The following is a 17,230-nucleotide window of genomic DNA, read 5'->3' as shown; positions in this document are numbered from 1 at the left end:
CAACCGGCCGCGCCGTGGGCCAAGGCGTAGGTAAGCAGAACGGAGCAGCGGCCAGGTGGCAGCCGGGGCCGACTGGACTGGACCAGGAACGGCGCGGGCGGCAACCAGCGGCAGGCCCCGGTTCACCGGGCAAAAGCGGTGGGTAATCGAAAAGCGCTGCGCTTATCTTGAATCAAACTTAGCTTCGCCCCACAGTTGCTGCTTTGTATTTAGCTTAACAGTGAAGTTTCACTGTGCGAACGGAAGCGGGGACTGTGCCAACCCCAATCTGCCCCGCTCCTCTCCACCTATTGCCCGCAAGTATGTCCGCTCCCCCTGTTCTGCGCTGCGTCATCGTCGACGACAACGAAATCAACCGCTTTACCCTGGAACACTTCGTGGAGCTGACCGAGGGGCTGGAGCTGGTGGCCTCGCTGCCCGACGCCCGCGCCGCCCTCTCGCTGATGCGCTCGGCCGAGCAGCCCATCGACGTGCTCCTGCTCGATATCGAAATGCCCCACCTCTCGGGCCTGGAGCTGGTGCCGCTGCTGCCCTCGCCCGCCCCCGACGTGGTGCTGGTTACCTCCCACCCCAACTTCGCCGTCGATGCCTTTGACCTGCGCGTGACCGACTACCTGGTGAAGCCCGTGGAGTACCCGCGCTTCCTCAAGGCCGTGGACCGCGTGCGCGCCCACCGCGTCAGCGCCGCCCCCGCCCCCACCGCCGACCCCACCCCGGCCACCTTCGAGAATTCGGAGCTGTTCGTGAAGGTCAACAACAAGCTGGTGCGCCTGGACTTCAACGAGGTGCTCTTCATCGAGGCCATGTCGACCTACTCCATCCTGGTGACGGAGACGCAGAAGCACATCGTCTACATCACGCTCAAAGCCCTGGAGGAGCGCCTGCCCTTTGCCCACTTCCGCCGGGTGCACCGCTCCTACATCGTCAATACCCGCCGCATCGACTCGGTGCACGACAACATGCTGCAGCTGGGCTCCTACGAGGTGCCGGTGGGCAAGTCCTACGCCGAGGAGTTTATGAAGCAGCTGCGCGGGCTGTAGCCGGCCGCACGGCTCCCGACTCACCGCCCCCCTCGCACCCGCACTCGCTCGGCTATGCCGAGTGAGGCCTACGTAGCTCGGCTGCGCCGAGCATCCGCCCGTGCCGCCTGGGCGTCGTGGCGCGGCAGAATACCCAGGGCGGCGCGAATCCGCCGCACGCGCCAGGGCCGCGCCGGGAAGCTCCGGGCGCGGCCCTGGCGTTTCTAGTTTCCCAGGCGGTATCATCCGACTGCGCGGCGCCCTCCGCCGCACCGCACGGGTTTCGTCGTTCAAGCGACGCGAACGACTGCTCGGCGTAGCCGGGCCACGTAGGGCTCACTCGGCGCAGCCGAGCGAGTGCGGCCCCAAGCTCAGGGCGAGACGCTAAGCCACGGCTCAGTTGCCACGCGGCTCTGGCAGCGCAGCAGCTCGGCATCCAGGCGGCAGCTTTTGATGAGGACGTAATCCTGGGCCCGGCCAAAGCACTCCCGCAAGCCGGGGTAGTACCGGGTAGCTTGGCAGCCGACGGCCACCACGTCGCCGTGCTGCCAGGTGCGCGTGGCAATGGTCAGCTGCCGGACGGTCCGGGGCTGGCCGCTGGCCGAATCGGTGCAGCGGACCACCTCCGCGCTGGCAATGGTGTCGCGCACGCCCGCGCCGAAGCCGTACGCCTCGCTCTGGAAAGCCTGCATCACCACCGGCAGGTCGTCGCACCAGATGCGGGCTAGCACGCCTTGGTGGAAGACGAGGTACAGGCCGCTCACCAGCTGCTCGGGCGTGCCGGCAGGCATCGGCAGCTCGTAGTAGGGCAAGACGAACACGCGCACCTCGGGGCAGCGGCGCAGCAGCTGGTGCAGCGCGTCGTGGCTGGGGGCTTTCAGCTCCAGGATAAGCGGGCGGCCGTACGTCACCTCCTCATCCAGCCACGACGACACCGCCCGCACCCGCGTGTGCCACTCGGCCTGCAGCGGCCCGATGACGGCCGCCAGCGGCTGACCGATGACGAAGCGGCCCAAACCGGTGGGGCCGGGCGGCGGGGCCGGGGCGCGGGCTGCACCGGCAGGCTGCCCCCGTTCTTGCGCCAGGGAGGGTGCCGCGCTCAGCAGCGCGACCATTAGTAGGCCGACGGTGGACTTCATGGGGCTGAATCGGTCTTGGAGCGAGAATATGCAGCTGGCTAGCCCACGCTCCGCTAACGCAAGGAGAAGGCGAAACGGAGCATGGCGGGCAAGTTAGCGGGCAATCTGCAGGCGCTCGACGGCCACCACCCGCCCGTCCTGCACCAGCTGGCAGGCGTAGAGGCCAGCGGGCAGGTGGGCTAGCTCCAACCGGTTCTGGCCGGCGCGCACGGCCTGCTGCTGCACCACCCGCCCCACGGCGTCGAGCAGGCGCACGGTGCCGGCCCGCGCCACGCGTACGGCGACCTGCTGCTGGGCAGGGTTGGGGTACACCGCCAAGGCCTCGGCCGGCGCGGGCCGGGCCGGGGCCGCCGCCGTGACGACGGAAGGCAGCCCGGCCAGGTCGATGAGGGCCGCGTAGGCCCCGCCGCCGCTGTAGCCCTCGCAGCCCCCGCCCACGAAGAGGAAGCGCCCCGTCGGGTCGGCCAGCAGCTTGATCGGCGTTGGGTTGGTGCAGGCAGTGGTGATGAAGGTGTATTGGGCTAAGAACTGCCCCTGCGCGTCGTAGCGGTGCAGGTAGTAGGTGGAGGTGACCCCGCCGGCGGCCAGCACCAGGATGGAGCCGTCGGCCAGCGCCACCGTGCCGAAGTAGCGCAGGCCCACGGAGGCGCGGTAGGCTCGCAGCCACTGCAGGCGCAGCTGCCGGTCCACCTTCCAAAGTAACGGCTGGGTCTCGCGCCGCCCGTTGAGGGTCGTGTCCCCGTCGGCCGGCAGCACAAAGCCCCCGTCGGCCAGCGGTAGCAAGCGGTGGTGGCCGTATTGGGGGGCAACGGTGCGCGCCCCACGGGGCGTCAGCACCACGCCGCGAATGGAGTCACCTTGTGCATTGACTTCCAACAGACGCACGGACCAGGTATTGGCAGTGACCGATAAAGACGTCACACCGGCCAACAGCACTGTGCCCGTGTTGGTGTAGGCCGCGTCCATTTGGTAATCGTTCATGTCCCATCCTTGGGCACGTTGCCAGAGTACGGTGCCCACGCTGTCGGTGCGCACCAGCTCGGCCCGCCGCCGCGGTGTGGCCCCTAGCGTGGAGCCGGCCCAGAGCAGCCCCCCATCGGGGGTACGCAAGGCCGCCCCGAAATAGCGGCCCCAAGCACCTGACTGCGGCAGCGCTACCGTGCGCCGTACCCGCCCGGCCGGGCTGATGATCTGCAAAGCCCACTCCAACGGAGTACTGCTGCCGACAATGAAACCGCAAAAGGTGAACTGGTTGCCCGGTCCTGTCACCAGCCGTTGCGGCCCTGCATTCATATCCAAGCCTACAGCGGTCCAGAGCGTGTCGAGGGTAGTGGGTGAGAGCAGCAGAAAGCGGTTGTGGAAGGGCTGCAGCGGGTCGTTGTTCTGCACTCCGGCCACCAGCACATTCCCCTGCGGGGTGAACACGGCGTCGTTGAACAGCGTCGGGTAGCGCGGGGCGGTGTGGGGGTAGAAGTGGTCCACGACCAGGCGCGGCGCTTGGGCGTAGGCTGGTGGAGCGCCGCCGGCCAGCAGACCAGTGGCGCCGAGCACTATCCAAGCGAAGAGGCAACGGAGCATAGCGGGCAACATACGGTTGGGTAATGACGCCATCTTTCAGCCCGTAAGCAAGTCAGCGCCGCCACCACTGCCCGCGCAGCCGGCGCTGCTCCCCGGTCCGTCGCGCGGCGGGCTGATTAGCTCAGGCTACGGCGCGCCGCGAGGCTCGGGCCGCCAAGCCACGCCGCGTCACGCGCAAGCCAGCGTCGAAGCAGGTCATAAATTTTCGGCGGGCTGAAAATTTATGACCACGTCGCACCATCTCCGACCAGGTCATAAATTTTTCGGCCGCTCAAAATTTATGACCTGGTCGGGCATTGGGTTATTATCTTCCCCCGACCAGCCTCCTCTCCCCGATGAAAAAACCGGCCTCGCCCTCGCCCAAAGGCGGCCTGACGGCGGCGGTGCGCACGTACTTCGGCCTGCTGCAGGCCGACCTGGCCCGCCTGCTGGGCGTCAGCCAAGCCCAGGTTGCCCGTGACGAAGCCGATACCAAGCCCTTGCCCGCCGCCGCGCTGTACCGCCTGCGCGGCCTGCGCCCGCTGCTGCAGGCCTCCGAGCCCACCCCGCCCCCGCCCGACGCGGCCGCGCTGCAGGCCCGCCGCGCCGCCTGCCTGGAGCAGGCCCGGCGCCTGCAGTGGCGCCTGACGCACGAGCTGCCGCAGCGCGCCGCCCCGGCCCTGCGCCGCCTCGCCGCCGCCGACGCCCTGCCTGCCGCCCTGGCCGCCCGCCTGCCCGATGCGCCCCTCACCGAGCGGCAGCTGCGCGAGCAGCAATGGCAGCTGGAGCAGCTGCCGGTGCAGGCCCGCCACGAGCTGGCCGAGCGCAGCGGCCCCACCCCTACCGCGCTGCCGCGCGCCCGCGTGGCCGGCCTACTGGCCGAGGCCCAGGCCTTGAGCGAAGAACTTGGCGAATAACCCCGCCAACGCTTGCGAATATTATTCGTGCTACTCTATATTACCCGTAAACTTTTCAATAATCCTAACCCAACTCCATCATGGCGTACTCCATTTCCGACCTGACCACCCGCGCCGAGTGCGAACAGGTCACCAAGGTCCTCGTCAAGAAGCGCGACGAGGCCGCCAACCGCCGGACCAACCTGGCATTTGAGCTGCAGAACTTCGGCGACCCGGCCGCCCGCGCCGCCGAGCTGACGCGGTTGAACCGCCGCATCACCGACGCGCAAACCGACCTGCCCACCATGCCCGACGGCCGCGAGAAGCGCAAAGTCGAGAACGAGCTGAGCAGCCACACGCGGCAGCGCAACACCCTGCTGAACCAGGCCGACGCGCAGGGCAGCGACGACCGCGTGCTGCTGGAGTTCGAGCTGTTCAACGTGGCGGCCGCCCACGACGAGGCCGTGCGCCTCATCACCGAGGTCGAGGCGCACCGCAACACCCTCTCCGCTTAAGCCCTATCCCATTACCCGAGTACGCCTATTGCAACACCAACGCCCCACCTGGCTCCGGCCGGTTGGGGCGTTTGGGCTTATTAAAGACGCGGGCACCTGCCGGGCGCCGCGCCTACTTCACCTCGTCGCCGTCGGTATCAATGCTGAAGCTGCGGCCGTTCTGCGTCACGCGGGCCCGGCCGTTCTCGAAGTCGGTGGCCTGCTCGTAGCGGCCGAAGGGCTCGGTGCCGTCCTCGGGGTCCTGCAGGTAATCCTTGGTAATGTAGGTGTAGCCGTCGGCCAGGCGCACGCGGGCCAGCCCGTCGCGGAAGGAGTAGGCCTCGCGGAAGATGACAGGCGGCTTGGCCGGGTCCTCGGCCTCCGGCCCGCTGATGTAGAACCAGCCGCGGTGGTCGAGCACGGCGGCGTAGCCCTCGGCGAAGTCCAGGGCGTTGAAGTAGTAGCTGTCGAACTCCTGGCCCTGCTCGTCGAGGAAGGTGTACGCGTCGCCGACGCGCACCCGGGCGTAGCCCCCGGCGTAGGGGTTGAGCGCGTCGTAGGCCGGCGCCACCACTTCCTGGCCGCTCTCATCCACCAGGCCGAAGGCGCCGTTCTGCTCCACCACGGCCTGCTCCTGCCGAAACTCGCTCACGGAGGAGTATTTGGGCGCCACCACGGGCTTGCCGCTGGCGTCGGCGAAGCCCCACTTGCCGTTTTCCTGGTAGGGCCGGGGCGCATCGGTGCCCAGGTGGCTCAGGCCCCACGCACCCAGGCCCAGCAGCGCCACGCCGCCCAGCACCGCCCCCAACCGGGGCAGCCGGCGGCGCCAGCCGCGCAGGCGGCGGTAGGCAGAAACCCAGGCCAGCGGCGCGGCGGCCGGAGTGGGCCGGCCGGCGGGGCCGCTGGCGGCTGCGGGGCGGGCCGTGGCGGCGGGGCCGGCGGCCGGAGTGCTGCCCGTCGGCGGGGCCGTGGCGCGGGCGTTGAGCTGTTCGAGCAGGCTGCCGAGCTGCTGAATCTTGGCGTCCAGCTCGCGGTTGCGGCTTTCCGACTCGGCCCGGGAGGCGCGCATGGCTTCTTCCAGGGCAGCCTTTTCGCGGCCTTCGGCGGCCAGCCGCTCGCGCAGCTCCTGGGCTTCGCTGGTGACCGGGGCGGCCTGGGCCAGCTGGGCCCGCAGCTCGGCCATGTTCCGCTCGCGCTCGGCTTCGCGGGCCTCCAGCGCCAGCAGCTGCTGGCGCAGCTCGGCCTGCGACTCCTGCCGCACGCGCTCCAACCGCTCTTTTTCGGCGCTGCTGGCCGCCACCTGCGCGGCGGGGTAAGCGCCGTAGGGCGTATCGTCAGGGATGTCCTCGGCCCCCAGCCAGCGCCAGGCCCGGCGCCAGAAGCTCGGGGCCTCCTCGGGGGAAGCCGGCGCAGCGGGGGCCGCCGCAGCCAGCGGGGTGGCCGGCGCGGGCGCGGGCTCGTCGGCCAGGTCGCGGGCCCACTGGGCCAGCTCGTCGGCCGTCAGGTCGATTTCGGGGCGGGCCAGCTGCTTGAGGCGGCGGGGCAATTGGGCCGCGGCGGCCAGGAGCTGAAAGGAGCTGCCGGGCTGCTGGCTAAGCTGCTCCTCCACGTCGGGGCTGAAGCTGATGGGGCCCTCGAACACCACCATGCCGGTGATGAACTGCAGGTTGGCCTGCTCGGGGGTCAGCTGCGGGGTCAGCCAGGCGGCCAGGGCTTCCTTCTGCTGGCGAAACTGCTCGTAGGGGTTGTCTGCGTCGGCAGCGTGGCCGCGCAGGGCCTGTGCATCCAGCTTCCAGCTGCCGTAGGTCAGGGCCGGAATGCTCAGCCGGCCGCTGCCCGGCACCAGCACCAGCAGGGTGATGCTGTGCGGCCGCACCACCACCGCGTCGAGCGGGGCGCCTTCTTCGTCCGTGGCAAAGTTGCCCAGCAGCAGGGTGTCCGGGCCGCTGGTATCGGCTTGCAGGGCGGCCAGCACTTGCTGGTACAGGCGCTGGCGCGCGGCGTCGGGGAAGGGGGCAAACTGGAAATGGTGCAACATGGGGCAAGCAAGAGTGCGGCGCGGGTAAGGCCAGCAGCGGAGTTCTACGGCAAGGAGCAGGCCAAGGGCGACGCGGTGCGGAGGTTGGTCTAAACTTTGCCTGTGGGGCGGCGTAAAGCTCCCCCCTTTCACTTTCCCGCTCTTCCCGATGACACATTCCACGCTACTGCTCACCCTGGGCCTGCTGCTCGCCGGCCCCGCCGGCTGGGCCCAGGGCCGCGGCAACGACAAGGACAACGACAAGAAGGAGCACAAGGGCGAAAAGGATAAGAAGTACGAGGACCGCGATAAGGACGACGAGCGGTACAAAGGCCGCGGCAACGACGACCGGAACGCGCGCGGGGGCACGGCGATGGGCGGCATTCTGGGCCGCGTCATTTTCCCGCCCGCGGGCACGGTGGGGCCGCGCCGGCTCGAGGGCGTGCCCCGCGGCCACTACCCGCCGCCCGGGGAATGCCGAATCTGGTACCCCAACCGTCCGCCCGGCCAGCAGCCCCCGCCCCTGCGGTAGCCTGGTGGGCGTACGCCTGGAGCCGGGGGCCTTCATCCTGCACGGCGACCGGGCCTACGACGCCGAGTACGACTGGCGCGAGGAAAACCGCCGCCGCCCCGGCTCGGTGGTACAGGACATCCTCGACATTCTCTTTCCCCGCCGCTAGTTCTTCCCCGCTCCAGCAAGACGCGCTCCACATAGCAACGCCCGGCTGCTCTTCCACGAGCGGCCGGGCGTTTGGTTGTCGGCAAGGCAGCTACGCTAAGTTGCGGAGCTAGCGGCTAGTTCCCCTCCTCAGATGAGGAGGGGCTAGGGGTGGTTGACCGGTCGTTGCACGGCCGTACAAGGGCGTCATGTCGAGCCCCGCGAGACATCTCGCGTGCTGACTGCCGCAAGTAATTTCTAACTCTAATTTTTCAACCACCCCTAGCCCCTCCTCAGCTGAGGAGGGGAACTGGCCTCTAGCTCTTAATTCTAGCCTTTGCCCGAGCTGCTAGTCGTCCCAGCCTTTGCCCCGCTTCCATTTGTGCTTCTGCTTCTTGCCCCGTGCGTGCTCTTCGCGCTTGTGCTCGGCTTCGCGGCGCAACTCCTCTTCCCTCTTGCGCTGCTCCCGGGCCCACTCCTCGGCTTTCTTGTCGTATTCCTCGTAGTGCGGTCCGCCGCCCAGCAAGCCATTCAGTACCAGTCGGACCTGTTCGACGGGCGGTGCAGCCGCTGTGCCCCGGCGCGGCCCGGCCAGGGCCAGGGCCCCGTTGTGCTCCACCACGCCTACTACGTTGCCGCGCAGGTCGCAGCCCTGGCCTTCGCGCAATTCGGTGCGCCGCCCGTCGCGCCCCAGCACGAAGCCGTCCTTGGTGACCACGGCGCCGGTGGGCAGGCGCGCATCCCGCGTCATCGGGCGCAGCTGGCCGTTGCGCAGCACGTGCATCTGCCCGTTGCGGCGCTGGAAGCCGTCGTTGCTGACCGTTTGGGCCTGCGCCGTAAGCGCGCTGCACAGCCCTAGACAGAAAAGAAACCAACGGACGCGGTGGAGCATGGTAAAAAGCAAGGTGAAAGGAGGCGCGAACAGCAAATACGGCGCCAGCCGGCAATACGATGCGCCGCGCCGCCCGGCGTTGGGTTTTGGATGAGCAGATGAGTGGATGAGTAGATAATAGCAGAACGTCATCCTGAGCAGAGCGAACCGAAGGAAGGCGCAGCCAAGGACCTTCCTCGCACCCTACACCACCGCTGATGCTAAGGGGCAAACCCTAATTTGCCGCGACGACAAAAGCGCAGCCACCACGCCCGGACGAATGGGCGTTGGTGGCTGCGCTTCTTAGTTGGTGCAGGGTGCGAGGAAGGTCCTTCGCTCTGCTCAGGATGACGTTCTGCTATTATCCACTCATCCGCTCATCCACTCATTTACTCCAGCTCCCGGGGCAGCTCGTCGAGGGCGCGCTGCACGGCGGCGGCCAGCTGCTGGGCGGCGGCTTGCAGCTCGGCGGCGGGCAGGTGCACGGGCACATCGTGGCGGAACTGCTCCAGCAGGGCCACCGGGCCGTCGACGCCGGTGACGCGCAGGGCCACCAGGTTGGGCTTGATGTGGTGCACGGTGCGGGCTACGTCGGGCCAGTGGCCGGCGGCGGCTTCGGCCTGCAGGGCGGCCAGGCTCTCGGGCATGTTGGTGAGGAAGGAGCGGATAATCTTGGTCACGAAAGCCTCCTTGCCGCGGGCCATGTCGCGCAGCGGGCCGAGGTTGTAGGCCGGCTCAGCCGGAGCGGCGGCGGCGTGGCTGAGCACGTCGCAGAGCACCTGGTAGAGGTCGGCTTCCTCGAAGGGCTTGGCCAGGCAGGCGTTCATGCCGGCGGCCAGGTACTGCTCGTTGTCCTCGCGGAAGGCATTGGCCGTCAGGGCCACAATGGGCGTGGCGGCGCGGCGGGCGTCAGGGTGCTGGCGCAGGCGGGCGGTGGCGCCGAGGCCGTTGAGGCCGGGCATCTGAATGTCCATCAGCACCGCGTCGTAGGGCTGGGCGAAGAACTGCTCCACGCCCTGCTCGCCGTTGTGGGCTTCTTCCACCACCACGCCCCAGTCTTCGAGCAGCAGGCGGGCCACGTCGCGGTTGATTTCATTGTCTTCCACCAGCAGCACGCGCTTGCCGCGCAGGGCGCCGGTATCGAGGTCGGGGGCCGCCGCGGGGGCCACGCGCTCGGCCTTGGGCAGAGTCACGGTGAAGGCGAAAGTGCTGCCCTGGCCCACGGTGCTTTCCACCGTGAGCGTGCCGCCCATCTGCTCCACCAGGGCGCGCGAGATGGTCAGGCCCAGCCCGGTGCCGCCGTGCTTGCGCGAGGTATCGGCGTAGGCCTGGGTGAAGGAGTCGAAGATGCGCTCCACGCGGTCGGGCGCGATGCCCGGGCCGGTATCCGTCACCCGGAACTCCACGGTGAGCGTGCTGTCGGTTTCCGAAACCTGCCGCCCCACCACGTCGACGTGGCCGCCGGCGGGCGTGAACTTGATGGCGTTGGCCGTCAGGTTGATAAGCACCTGATTGAGCCGGTGCGCGTCGCCCATAATCCAGGGGTAGAGGCAGCTGGTGCGCAGCGGGGTGCCGCTGAAGGTGAGGCCCTTCTGGGCGGCCTGCAGCACCAGGGGCTGAATGGCGGCGCCCATGGAGTCGCAGAGGTTGAAGGCTTCCTCGGCCAGCTCCAGCTTGCCGGAGCTGATTTTGGCCATGTCCAGCACGTCGTTGATGACGCCCAGCAGGTGCTGGCCCGAGGAGCGGATGACGTCGAGGTAGTGGCTCTGGCGGTGGTCCAGCTGGGTTTTGGCCAGCAGCGTGGCCATGCCCAGCACCCCGTTCAGCGGCGTGCGGATTTCGTGGCTCATGTTGGCCAGGAAGTTGGCCCGGGCCGTGGCCGAGGCTTCGGCGGCTTCCTTGGCCTGCTGCAGGGCGCGGCCGGCCAGCACCCGCTCGGTAATTTCGTGGCCGAAAGCCATAACCTGCGGCTCCTCGCCGGGCTCCTCCATCAGGCGGCTGAACTGCTGTACGTAGTGCAGGCCGCCGCGCTGGTCGCGCAGCTTCACCACGCCCGTGTACTCGCCGGCCGTCTGGATGTGCTGCAGGAAGTGCTGCACGGCCGCGTGGTGGTCGGCGTCGAAGGCGTCCTGCAGGGGGCGGCCTACCACGGCTTCGGGCGCGAGGCCCAGCAGCTCGCCCAGGCTGGGGTTGGCCGAGAGCAGGCGCCCGTCGAGGTCGTGGGTCCAGATGAGAGCCTGGGCGTAGTTCATCAGCTCGCTGTAGCGCCGCTCGTTGCGGGCCAGCTCGCGCTGGGCCTCGGTCAGGGCCGTCACGTCGGTGGAGACGATGAGGATGGCCGCCTCGTCGTCGGGGCGGGTGAGGCGGCGCAGGTCGATGTGCAGCCAGCGTACCTCGCCAGTGTGCAGGATGATGGAGCCGGTCAGGGCCTCGTCGCGCCCGGTGCGCAGCACCCGCCCGACGGCCTCGCGCAGCTGCTGCATCTCCTCCTCGTGGGTTTGCAGGCTGCGGCTGTGCAGCTCGCGGAAGGCGCGGTTGGTAAAGACCTCCTGCCCGCTGGCCGTGCGCACCAGAATGGTATTGGGCACGGTGTCGAGGATGTGCTGGGTAAACTGCTGCTGCTCCTGCAGGCGGGCCTCGCTCACGCGGGTCTGGGCCTGCGCGTCGTGGCGCTCGGTGATGTCGAGCAGGTACACGTTGAGGTAGCCCGCGGCAGCGAAGGGCGCCACGTAGGCCAGAAACTGCCGGGTGCCAATCATCATTTCCAGCTGCCGGGCTTCGCCGGCCTCCACGGCCCGGGCCGCCAGGCGGAAGATCTGGCCGCGGGCCTGCTGCTGGCCTTCGTCGTTGAGCTGCTGGCGCACGCGCCAGGCGGCCGGGTTGGCGTAGAGCACCTCCCCGTCGAGGGCGTAGCGGATGATGGGGTACGGGCACTGCTCGGGCATGCTGGCGGCGGCCAGCATGCCTTCGCCCAGATCCTGCTGCGTCACGTCGCTGAGGTGCTCCAGGTAAGCCCCGTCGGGCAGGGGCTGCTGCTGGCGGCGCAGCACCACCCCGTCGGGCAGCACGAGGGCATCCGGGCGGGGGCTGCGCAGGGGCTGGCCGTGGACGAGCACGCGGTGGTGGCCCACCAGATCGGCCAGGCGGTCGGCGGGCTGGCCGCGCCAGTCGGCCGCCTCGCCCTCCAGGCCCAGCAAGCTCAGGTACTGGGCATTGACGGTGCGAATCAGCTGGTCGGGACCCACGTAGAGCAGGCCCACGGGCACGTACTCGGCCACGGCGGCCAGCTGCCGCTCCACCTCGGCGGCCTGGTCGGTGGCCTGCTGCAGGGCGGCGGATAGTTCGGCGTTGCGCGCCTCGGCACGGGCCAGGGCGGCGGTCAAATCGGCAATAGGGGCGTCGGAATCAGGGGCAAGCATGCGTCGGGGCTCAGTAACTCAACTTCGAAATTATTGGCCCGCGGGCAGCCTGGCGGACCCTTCTCGCCCAACCGGGCCTTTTGCTGGGCGAATGGCGCGTGGCGCGGTGCGAAAGAATCGGGGCCGGGGCGCTACTATTGCAGGCTATGAACACGACCTCCCCGAACATTGCCATTCTGGGCAGCGGCAACATCGGCTTGTCGCTGGCCAAGGGGCTGGTGAAAGCCGGCCTGACCGCCCCCGACCAGATAACCCTGACCCGCCGCAACGCCGCTGCCCTGGCCCCGCTGGCCCAGGCCGGCTACCGCACCACGGCCGACAACCGCGCCGCCATCCGGGGGGCCGCGCTGGTGGTGCTGGCCGTGCTGCCCCAGCAGCTCGATCAGCTGCTCGACCAGATTCGGCCCGACCTCGACCCGGCCCGGCAGCTGCTGATTTCGGTGGCTTCGGGCGTGAGCTGCGCGGCCATCCGGGCGCGGCTGGGCCTGCCCGCGCGGGTGGTGCGCGCCATGCCCAACACGGCCATTGCCATCGGCCAGTCGATGACCTGCGTGGCGGCCGACGACGCCCCGGCCGACGACGTGGCCCTGGTGGAGCGGCTGTTCAACACGGTGGGCGTGAGCGTGCGCATTCAGGAGGAGCTGATGACCTCGGCCACGGCCCTGTGCGCCTGCGGGGTGGCCTTTTTCCTGCGCGCCATCCGGGCCGCCTCGCAGGGCGGCACCGAAATCGGTTTCCACGCCCACGACGCGCTGACTATGGCCGCCCAGACGGCCAAGGGCGCCGCCGACCTGCTGCTGCAGCTGGCCTCCCACCCCGAGCAGGAAATCGACAAGGTTACCTCGCCCAAGGGCTGCACCATTGCCGGGCTGAACGAGATGGAGCACCAGGGCTTTAGCTCGGCGCTGATCAAGGGCATCAAGGTGTCGGCCGACAAAGCCGGCAAGCTTTACCACGAAGGCTAAGCGGCGGGCCGCAGCCACAGCAGCGGCTATCTAGGGGGGCTTTTTTAGCCAGTCGGCCCGCTGGCTTGGGCCTCGTACGGAGCCGGGGCGGTTTATTTAGGTATCTTTTGCCTGCCTTCGTACCCGCTTGCCGCGTCCGGTCCGGATTGCCCCTGCCGTTCTCCGCTTTGATTTCCTGCAAGCCTCATGGTGCCCCCCACCACCTCGTCTGACTACCTGAGCCTGTTTCGGTACCTGCCGGGCAATTTCCTGCTGCTCGCCCCCGACGCCGCCGCTACCATCGTCGACCACACGGCGCGCCACGCCGCCGTGTCGATGAAAAGCCGGGCCGAGGTGGTGGGCCGCCCGCTGTTTGAGGCCTACCCCGCCGCCGACCAGAACCAGGCCGACGTGCTGCGGGCCTCATTGGAGCACGTGCGCCGCCACCTGGAGCCGCACACCATGCCGCTGATTCGCTACGACTTGGAGCGGCCCGCGGCCCAGGGCGGCGGCCTGGAGGAGCGTTACTGGCAGGCCACCCACCACCCCATCCTCGACGAGCAGGGCCGGCTGCGCTTTATTCTGCAGGAAACCGAGGACGTGACCGAGCGGCACCAGCAGATGCAGCGCGAGCTGGCCGAAAGCGCCAACCAGACCCGCTTTCTGCTGGAGGAGCTGCCGCTGATGATGTGGACCACCCGCCCCGATGGCACGGCCGACTACCAGAACCCCTGGTGGCTGCGCTTCACCGGCCGCACCCTGGCCCAGGCCCGCGACTGGGGCTGGCTCAACGACATTCACCCCGACGACCAACCCGCCGTGGGCGCGGCCTGGCAGCAGGCCCTGGCCACCGGCCTCGACTACCAGGTGGAGTACCGCCTGCGCCGCCACGACGGCCAGTACCGCTGGCTGCTGGTGCAGGCCGTGGCCCGGCGCGACGCCGGGGGCCGCATTACGGCCTGGGTGGGCACCGGCACCGACATCCACGAGCAGAAGCTCAGCCAGCAGCAGCTGACCGAGAAGGACCGCCTGCTGCAGCAGATTCTGCAGCTGCTGCCCGCGCAGGTGGCCACGCTCAGCGGCCCCGAGCACGTGTACACCTTCCTCAACGAGCGGAGCACGGCCCTGCTGGGCTCCCAGGCGCGGCCGGGGGTGCCCGCCGCCTCGGTGCTGCCCGAGCTGGCCCGCAACGGCATGGCGGAACTGCTCGACCAGGTGTACCGCACCGGGCAGGCCGTGCAGCTCAACGAGGTGCCCATGCCCCAGCCCCCAGCCGCCGACGGCTCGGTGGCCCTGCGCTACTTCGACGGCTCCTTCCAGGCCCTGACCGACGAGCAGGGCACGCCCACCGGCATCCTGGTGTTCGGCGTCGATGTGACGCGGCGGGTGCAGGCCCAGCAGCGCGCCGCCGAGCTGCAGGCGGAAGTACGCCAGCAGGCCGAGCAGTTTCGCCTGCTGGTCGAGTCGCTGCCGCTGTACGTGTACATCACCGACCCCGAGGGGCGCATGCTCTACGTGAACCCGCAGCGCCAGGCCTACACCGGGCAGGAAGCGGCCCAGGCCCTTGCGCACTGGGAGGAGCCCGTGCACCCCGAGGACCAGCCGCGCATGCGGGAGCTGTTTGACCAGGGCCGCCGCCGGCGCCAGCCCTGGTCGGGCGAGTACCGGCTGCGCGGGCGCAACGGCGAATACCGCTGGGTGCTCACCCACGCCGTGCCCCTGCTCGACGCCGCGGGCCAGGTGCAGCGCTGGTACGGCTCCAGCGTCGACATGCACGACCAGCGGCAGCTGCTGCAGGAGCTGGAGCAGAAGGACGAGCAGCTGCAGCGCATGCTGCGCGGGCTGCCGGCCATCGTCAATACCATGGAGGGCCCCGAGCACCGCTACACCTACGTCTCGCCGCAGATGCAGGCGCTGGGGGGCGAGCGGGTGCAGTTGGGCCGGCGCGTGGCCGATGCCCAGCCCGAACTGGCCGAGCAGGGCTTCGTGCAGGTGCTCGACGAGGTGTACCGCACCGGGGAGCCGTACACGGCCCTGGAGCAGCGCGTCGACCTGCTGAGCCCCGCCACCGGGCAGCTCGAAACGCGCTACTTCAGCTTCTCCTACCAGCTGCTGCCGGCCCTGGCCCACCGCCCCGAAACCCGCGGCATCCTCGCCTTCGCCGTCGACATGACGGAGCAGGTGCTGGCCCGCCAGCGGGCGGAGGAGCTGCAGGCCGAGGTAAACCAGCGCAGTGAGCAGCTGCGCCGCATGACCGAGGCGCTGCCGGCCGTCTCCTTTATCCTCTCGCCCGACATGCGGCTGGAGTACGTCAGCCCGCAGTGGCACCAGGTGACGGGCTACCCCGCCGGCACCGACATCGACGCGGTGTGGCCCACGCTCATGCACCCCGACGACCAGGCCCCCACCCGCGCCGTGTACGCCCAGGCCATTGCCCGGAACGCGCCGCTGGAGTTCGAGTACCGCCTGCTGCACCCCGACGGGCAGTACCGCTGGCAGGTGTGCCGGGCCGTGCCCGAGCTGGGCGCCGACGGGCAGGCCGTGCGCTGGTACGGCACGCTGGTCGACAACCACGCCCAGCGGGAGCTGCAGCAGGAGCTGCTGCGCTCGGAGGCGCAGTTCCGCTTTATGGCCGAAAGCATTCCGCAGGTGGTGTGGACGGCCCAGCCCGACGGCCGCCTCGACTACCTGAACCAGCGCTGGACCGAGCTGACTGGCACGTCGGTGGAGCACGCGCTGCGCTTCGGCTGGGCCGAGCTGGTGCCGGCCGAGCTGGCCACCACCATCGTGGGCAAGTTTATGGCGGCCATGCAGTCGGGGCAGGACTACGAGCAGGAAAGCCCGCTGCGGGCCCGCTCCGGGGAATACCGCTGGTTTTTGCACCGGGCCACCCCCATGCGCAATCCCGAGGGGCAGGTGCTGAAGTGGTTCGGCACCAGCACCGACATCCACGACTTCAAGCAGGCCCAGCAGCAGCTACAGGCCCAGAACGCCGAGCTGCGCCGCATCAACCAGGACCTGGACAACTTCGTGTACACCGCCTCGCACGACCTGAAGCAGCCCGTTACCAACATGGCGGGCATCTTCCAGGAGCTGATGCGCACGGCCACCTTCGCCGACCCCGCGGCCCACACCCTGATGGGCATGTTTGAGCACGCCCTGCACCAGATGCACGGCACTATCCAGGACCTCTCGGACGTGGTGCAGGTGCAGCGCCAGCACGAGCAGCTGCCGGCCGAGGCCATCGAGCTGCTGCCCTTCACCCGCGAGGTCATTCGCGGCCTGCAAAGCCAGGCTGAGGCGCTGGGAGCCGGGTTCGAGCTGGATTTTGCGGCGGTGCCGGCCCTGCAGTTTGTGCGGCCCAACCTCAAGAGCATCCTCTACAACCTGCTTAGCAACGCCCTGAAGTACGCCGTGCCGGGCCGCCCGCCGCGGGTGCGCCTCAGCACCGCCCTGGCCCCGGGTGGCGTGCCGGTGCTGCGCGTGCAAGACAACGGCCTGGGCATTGATCTGGCGCGGCACCACAAGGAGCTGTTCCAGATGTTCCGCCGCTTCCACGACCACGTGGAGGGCTCGGGCATGGGCCTGTACCTGGTCAACCGCATTGTGCAGCAGCTGGGCGGCTACCTGGCAGTAGAGAGCGAGGTGCAGACGGGCACGGTGTTTCAGCTGTATCTGCCCGGTACGCTGCCAGCCGCCCTGGCCGCCCCGCCGGCACCGGCGGGGCAGCCGCTCACGGCCCCAGAAACTCGTATTCCAGGGTAAGGGCGGCCGAGCGGCCGGGGCGGCGCACCACCCAGCCGCGGCCGCGCAGCCCGCCCAGGTCCTGGGTGCCCGAGCCGGGCACCACGGCCAGGTTGGCCTTGCTCACGCCGTCTTCCACGCTGCCGGTGTGCTCCAGCACGAAGGAGCCGGCGCGCCCGCCCACGCGGCCCACTACCCGCTCCAGCCCCACGGAGCTGGCCGAGCCATCGGGGTGGTACGTCAGCAGCACTTCCAACTGCCCGGTGCCCTCAATGTCGCCGCGGAAGTGCTGGGTGGCACTGGCCCGGGCCAGCACCGCCTGCCCGTCGATTTCGTGGCAGGCCTGCTCCCGCCAGGTTTCCAGCTCCAGGGTACTCAATGCGCGTTCGTTCATAGCCGTTGGTGGTGGTTAGCGTGGTCGGCTACGAAGATAAGTCACCCTTAAATATATAGCTCAATTTATACTAAAATA

The 17,230-nt window shown here is 69.2% G+C and carries 13 protein-coding genes; 7 read left to right on the top strand and 6 right to left on the bottom strand.

The window, feature by feature from the left end:
* Positions 1 to 302: 302 nt before the first annotated feature.
* Positions 303 to 1,040 (top strand): LytR/AlgR family response regulator transcription factor, encoded by a 738-nt coding sequence (locus tag EJV47_RS21475; protein WP_126695269.1) that lies wholly within the window; start codon positions 303 to 305, stop codon positions 1,038 to 1,040.
* Positions 1,041 to 1,390: 350 nt separating this feature from the next.
* On the opposite strand, the gene EJV47_RS21470 is transcribed toward EJV47_RS21475, so the two are convergent.
* Both EJV47_RS21470 and EJV47_RS21465 read right to left on the bottom strand, forming a co-directional pair.
* On the bottom strand, positions 1,391 to 2,158 hold the full coding sequence (locus tag EJV47_RS21470) for a hypothetical protein (protein ID WP_126695268.1): 768 nt from the start codon (positions 2,156 to 2,158) through the stop codon (positions 1,391 to 1,393).
* 93 nt (positions 2,159 to 2,251) lie between these two features.
* Complete coding sequence (locus tag EJV47_RS21465) at positions 2,252 to 3,736, bottom strand: T9SS type A sorting domain-containing protein (protein WP_165903868.1); 1,485 nt, start codon at positions 3,734 to 3,736, stop codon at positions 2,252 to 2,254.
* 335 nt (positions 3,737 to 4,071) lie between these two features.
* Here EJV47_RS21465 and EJV47_RS21460 point away from each other — a divergent pair, with 335 nt between their 5' ends.
* Together EJV47_RS21460 and EJV47_RS21455 are read left to right on the top strand one after the other, a co-directional pair.
* A complete protein-coding gene (locus EJV47_RS21460) occupies positions 4,072 to 4,632 on the top strand; it encodes a hypothetical protein (RefSeq protein WP_126695266.1) in 561 nt (186 codons plus the stop codon).
* 80 nt (positions 4,633 to 4,712) lie between these two features.
* Positions 4,713 to 5,126 carry a hypothetical protein gene (locus EJV47_RS21455; protein WP_126695265.1) on the top strand — a complete coding sequence of 138 codons (414 nt, stop codon included), beginning with the start codon at positions 4,713 to 4,715 and terminating at the stop codon, positions 5,124 to 5,126.
* A gap of 112 nt (positions 5,127 to 5,238) precedes the next feature.
* Here EJV47_RS21455 and EJV47_RS21450 read toward each other — a convergent pair whose 3' ends face one another.
* Complete coding sequence (locus EJV47_RS21450; RefSeq protein ID WP_126695264.1) at positions 5,239 to 7,143, bottom strand: WG repeat-containing protein; 1,905 nt, start codon at positions 7,141 to 7,143, stop codon at positions 5,239 to 5,241.
* A gap of 148 nt (positions 7,144 to 7,291) precedes the next feature.
* Between EJV47_RS21450 and EJV47_RS21445 the strand changes: the two genes are divergently transcribed.
* Together EJV47_RS21445 and EJV47_RS28170 are read left to right on the top strand one after the other, a co-directional pair.
* The gene (locus EJV47_RS21445) at positions 7,292 to 7,654 is read left to right on the top strand and encodes a hypothetical protein (RefSeq protein WP_126695263.1); all 363 of its coding nucleotides are present in this window, start codon (positions 7,292 to 7,294) and stop codon (positions 7,652 to 7,654) included.
* Positions 7,655 to 7,658: 4 nt separating this feature from the next.
* Complete coding sequence (locus tag EJV47_RS28170; protein ID WP_165903867.1) at positions 7,659 to 7,802, top strand: hypothetical protein; 144 nt, start codon at positions 7,659 to 7,661, stop codon at positions 7,800 to 7,802.
* 327 nt (positions 7,803 to 8,129) lie between these two features.
* Here EJV47_RS28170 and EJV47_RS21440 read toward each other — a convergent pair whose 3' ends face one another.
* Together EJV47_RS21440 and EJV47_RS21435 are read right to left on the bottom strand one after the other, a co-directional pair.
* A complete protein-coding gene (locus EJV47_RS21440; RefSeq protein WP_126695262.1) occupies positions 8,130 to 8,672 on the bottom strand; it encodes a DUF6799 domain-containing protein in 543 nt (180 codons plus the stop codon).
* 368 nt (positions 8,673 to 9,040) lie between these two features.
* Complete coding sequence (locus EJV47_RS21435) at positions 9,041 to 12,070, bottom strand: ATP-binding protein (RefSeq protein ID WP_126695261.1); 3,030 nt, start codon at positions 12,068 to 12,070, stop codon at positions 9,041 to 9,043.
* 146 nt (positions 12,071 to 12,216) lie between these two features.
* Between EJV47_RS21435 and proC the strand changes: the two genes are divergently transcribed.
* Positions 12,217 to 13,035, top strand: coding sequence for a pyrroline-5-carboxylate reductase (gene proC / locus EJV47_RS21430; RefSeq protein ID WP_126695260.1), 819 nt, complete (start codon positions 12,217 to 12,219; stop codon positions 13,033 to 13,035).
* Positions 13,036 to 13,221: 186 nt separating this feature from the next.
* Entirely contained in the window at positions 13,222 to 16,779 is a 3,558-nt protein-coding gene (locus EJV47_RS21425) for a PAS domain-containing protein (protein ID WP_126695259.1), read from the top strand.
* Here EJV47_RS21425 and EJV47_RS21420 read toward each other — a convergent pair.
* Entirely contained in the window at positions 16,748 to 17,152 is a 405-nt protein-coding gene (locus EJV47_RS21420) for a DUF3224 domain-containing protein (protein ID WP_126695258.1), read from the bottom strand. The genes EJV47_RS21425 and EJV47_RS21420 overlap by 32 nt on opposite strands.
* Positions 17,153 to 17,230: the final 78 nt, after the last annotated feature.

Origin of the sequence: Hymenobacter gummosus, assembly GCF_003970915.1 — a bacterium.
GTDB classification, from domain to species: Bacteria; Bacteroidota; Bacteroidia; order Cytophagales; family Hymenobacteraceae; genus Solirubrum; species Solirubrum gummosum.
Note: the sequence above shows the minus strand (reverse complement) of the source record. Positions and strands in the feature narration are given on the sequence as shown.

Bases quoted from the DNA above. Each gene is read 5' to 3' on its own strand.
- EJV47_RS21475 (WP_126695269.1), top strand. From the start codon at position 303: ATGTCCGCTCCCCCTGTTCTGCGCTGCGTCATCGTCGACGACAACGAA.
- EJV47_RS21470 (WP_126695268.1), bottom strand. From the start codon at position 2,158: ATGAAGTCCACCGTCGGCCTACTAATGGTCGCGCTGCTGAGCGCGGCA.
- EJV47_RS21465 (WP_165903868.1), bottom strand. From the start codon at position 3,736: ATGCTCCGTTGCCTCTTCGCTTGGATAGTGCTCGGCGCCACTGGTCTG.
- EJV47_RS21460 (WP_126695266.1), top strand. From the start codon at position 4,072: ATGAAAAAACCGGCCTCGCCCTCGCCCAAAGGCGGCCTGACGGCGGCG.
- EJV47_RS21455 (WP_126695265.1), top strand. From the start codon at position 4,713: ATGGCGTACTCCATTTCCGACCTGACCACCCGCGCCGAGTGCGAACAG.
- EJV47_RS21450 (WP_126695264.1), bottom strand. From the start codon at position 7,143: ATGTTGCACCATTTCCAGTTTGCCCCCTTCCCCGACGCCGCGCGCCAG.
- EJV47_RS21445 (WP_126695263.1), top strand. From the start codon at position 7,292: ATGACACATTCCACGCTACTGCTCACCCTGGGCCTGCTGCTCGCCGGC.
- EJV47_RS21440 (WP_126695262.1), bottom strand. From the start codon at position 8,672: ATGCTCCACCGCGTCCGTTGGTTTCTTTTCTGTCTAGGGCTGTGCAGC.
- EJV47_RS21435 (WP_126695261.1), bottom strand. From the start codon at position 12,070: ATGCTTGCCCCTGATTCCGACGCCCCTATTGCCGATTTGACCGCCGCC.
- proC (WP_126695260.1), top strand. From the start codon at position 12,217: ATGAACACGACCTCCCCGAACATTGCCATTCTGGGCAGCGGCAACATC.
- EJV47_RS21425 (WP_126695259.1), top strand. From the start codon at position 13,222: ATGGTGCCCCCCACCACCTCGTCTGACTACCTGAGCCTGTTTCGGTAC.
- EJV47_RS21420 (WP_126695258.1), bottom strand. From the start codon at position 17,152: ATGAACGAACGCGCATTGAGTACCCTGGAGCTGGAAACCTGGCGGGAG.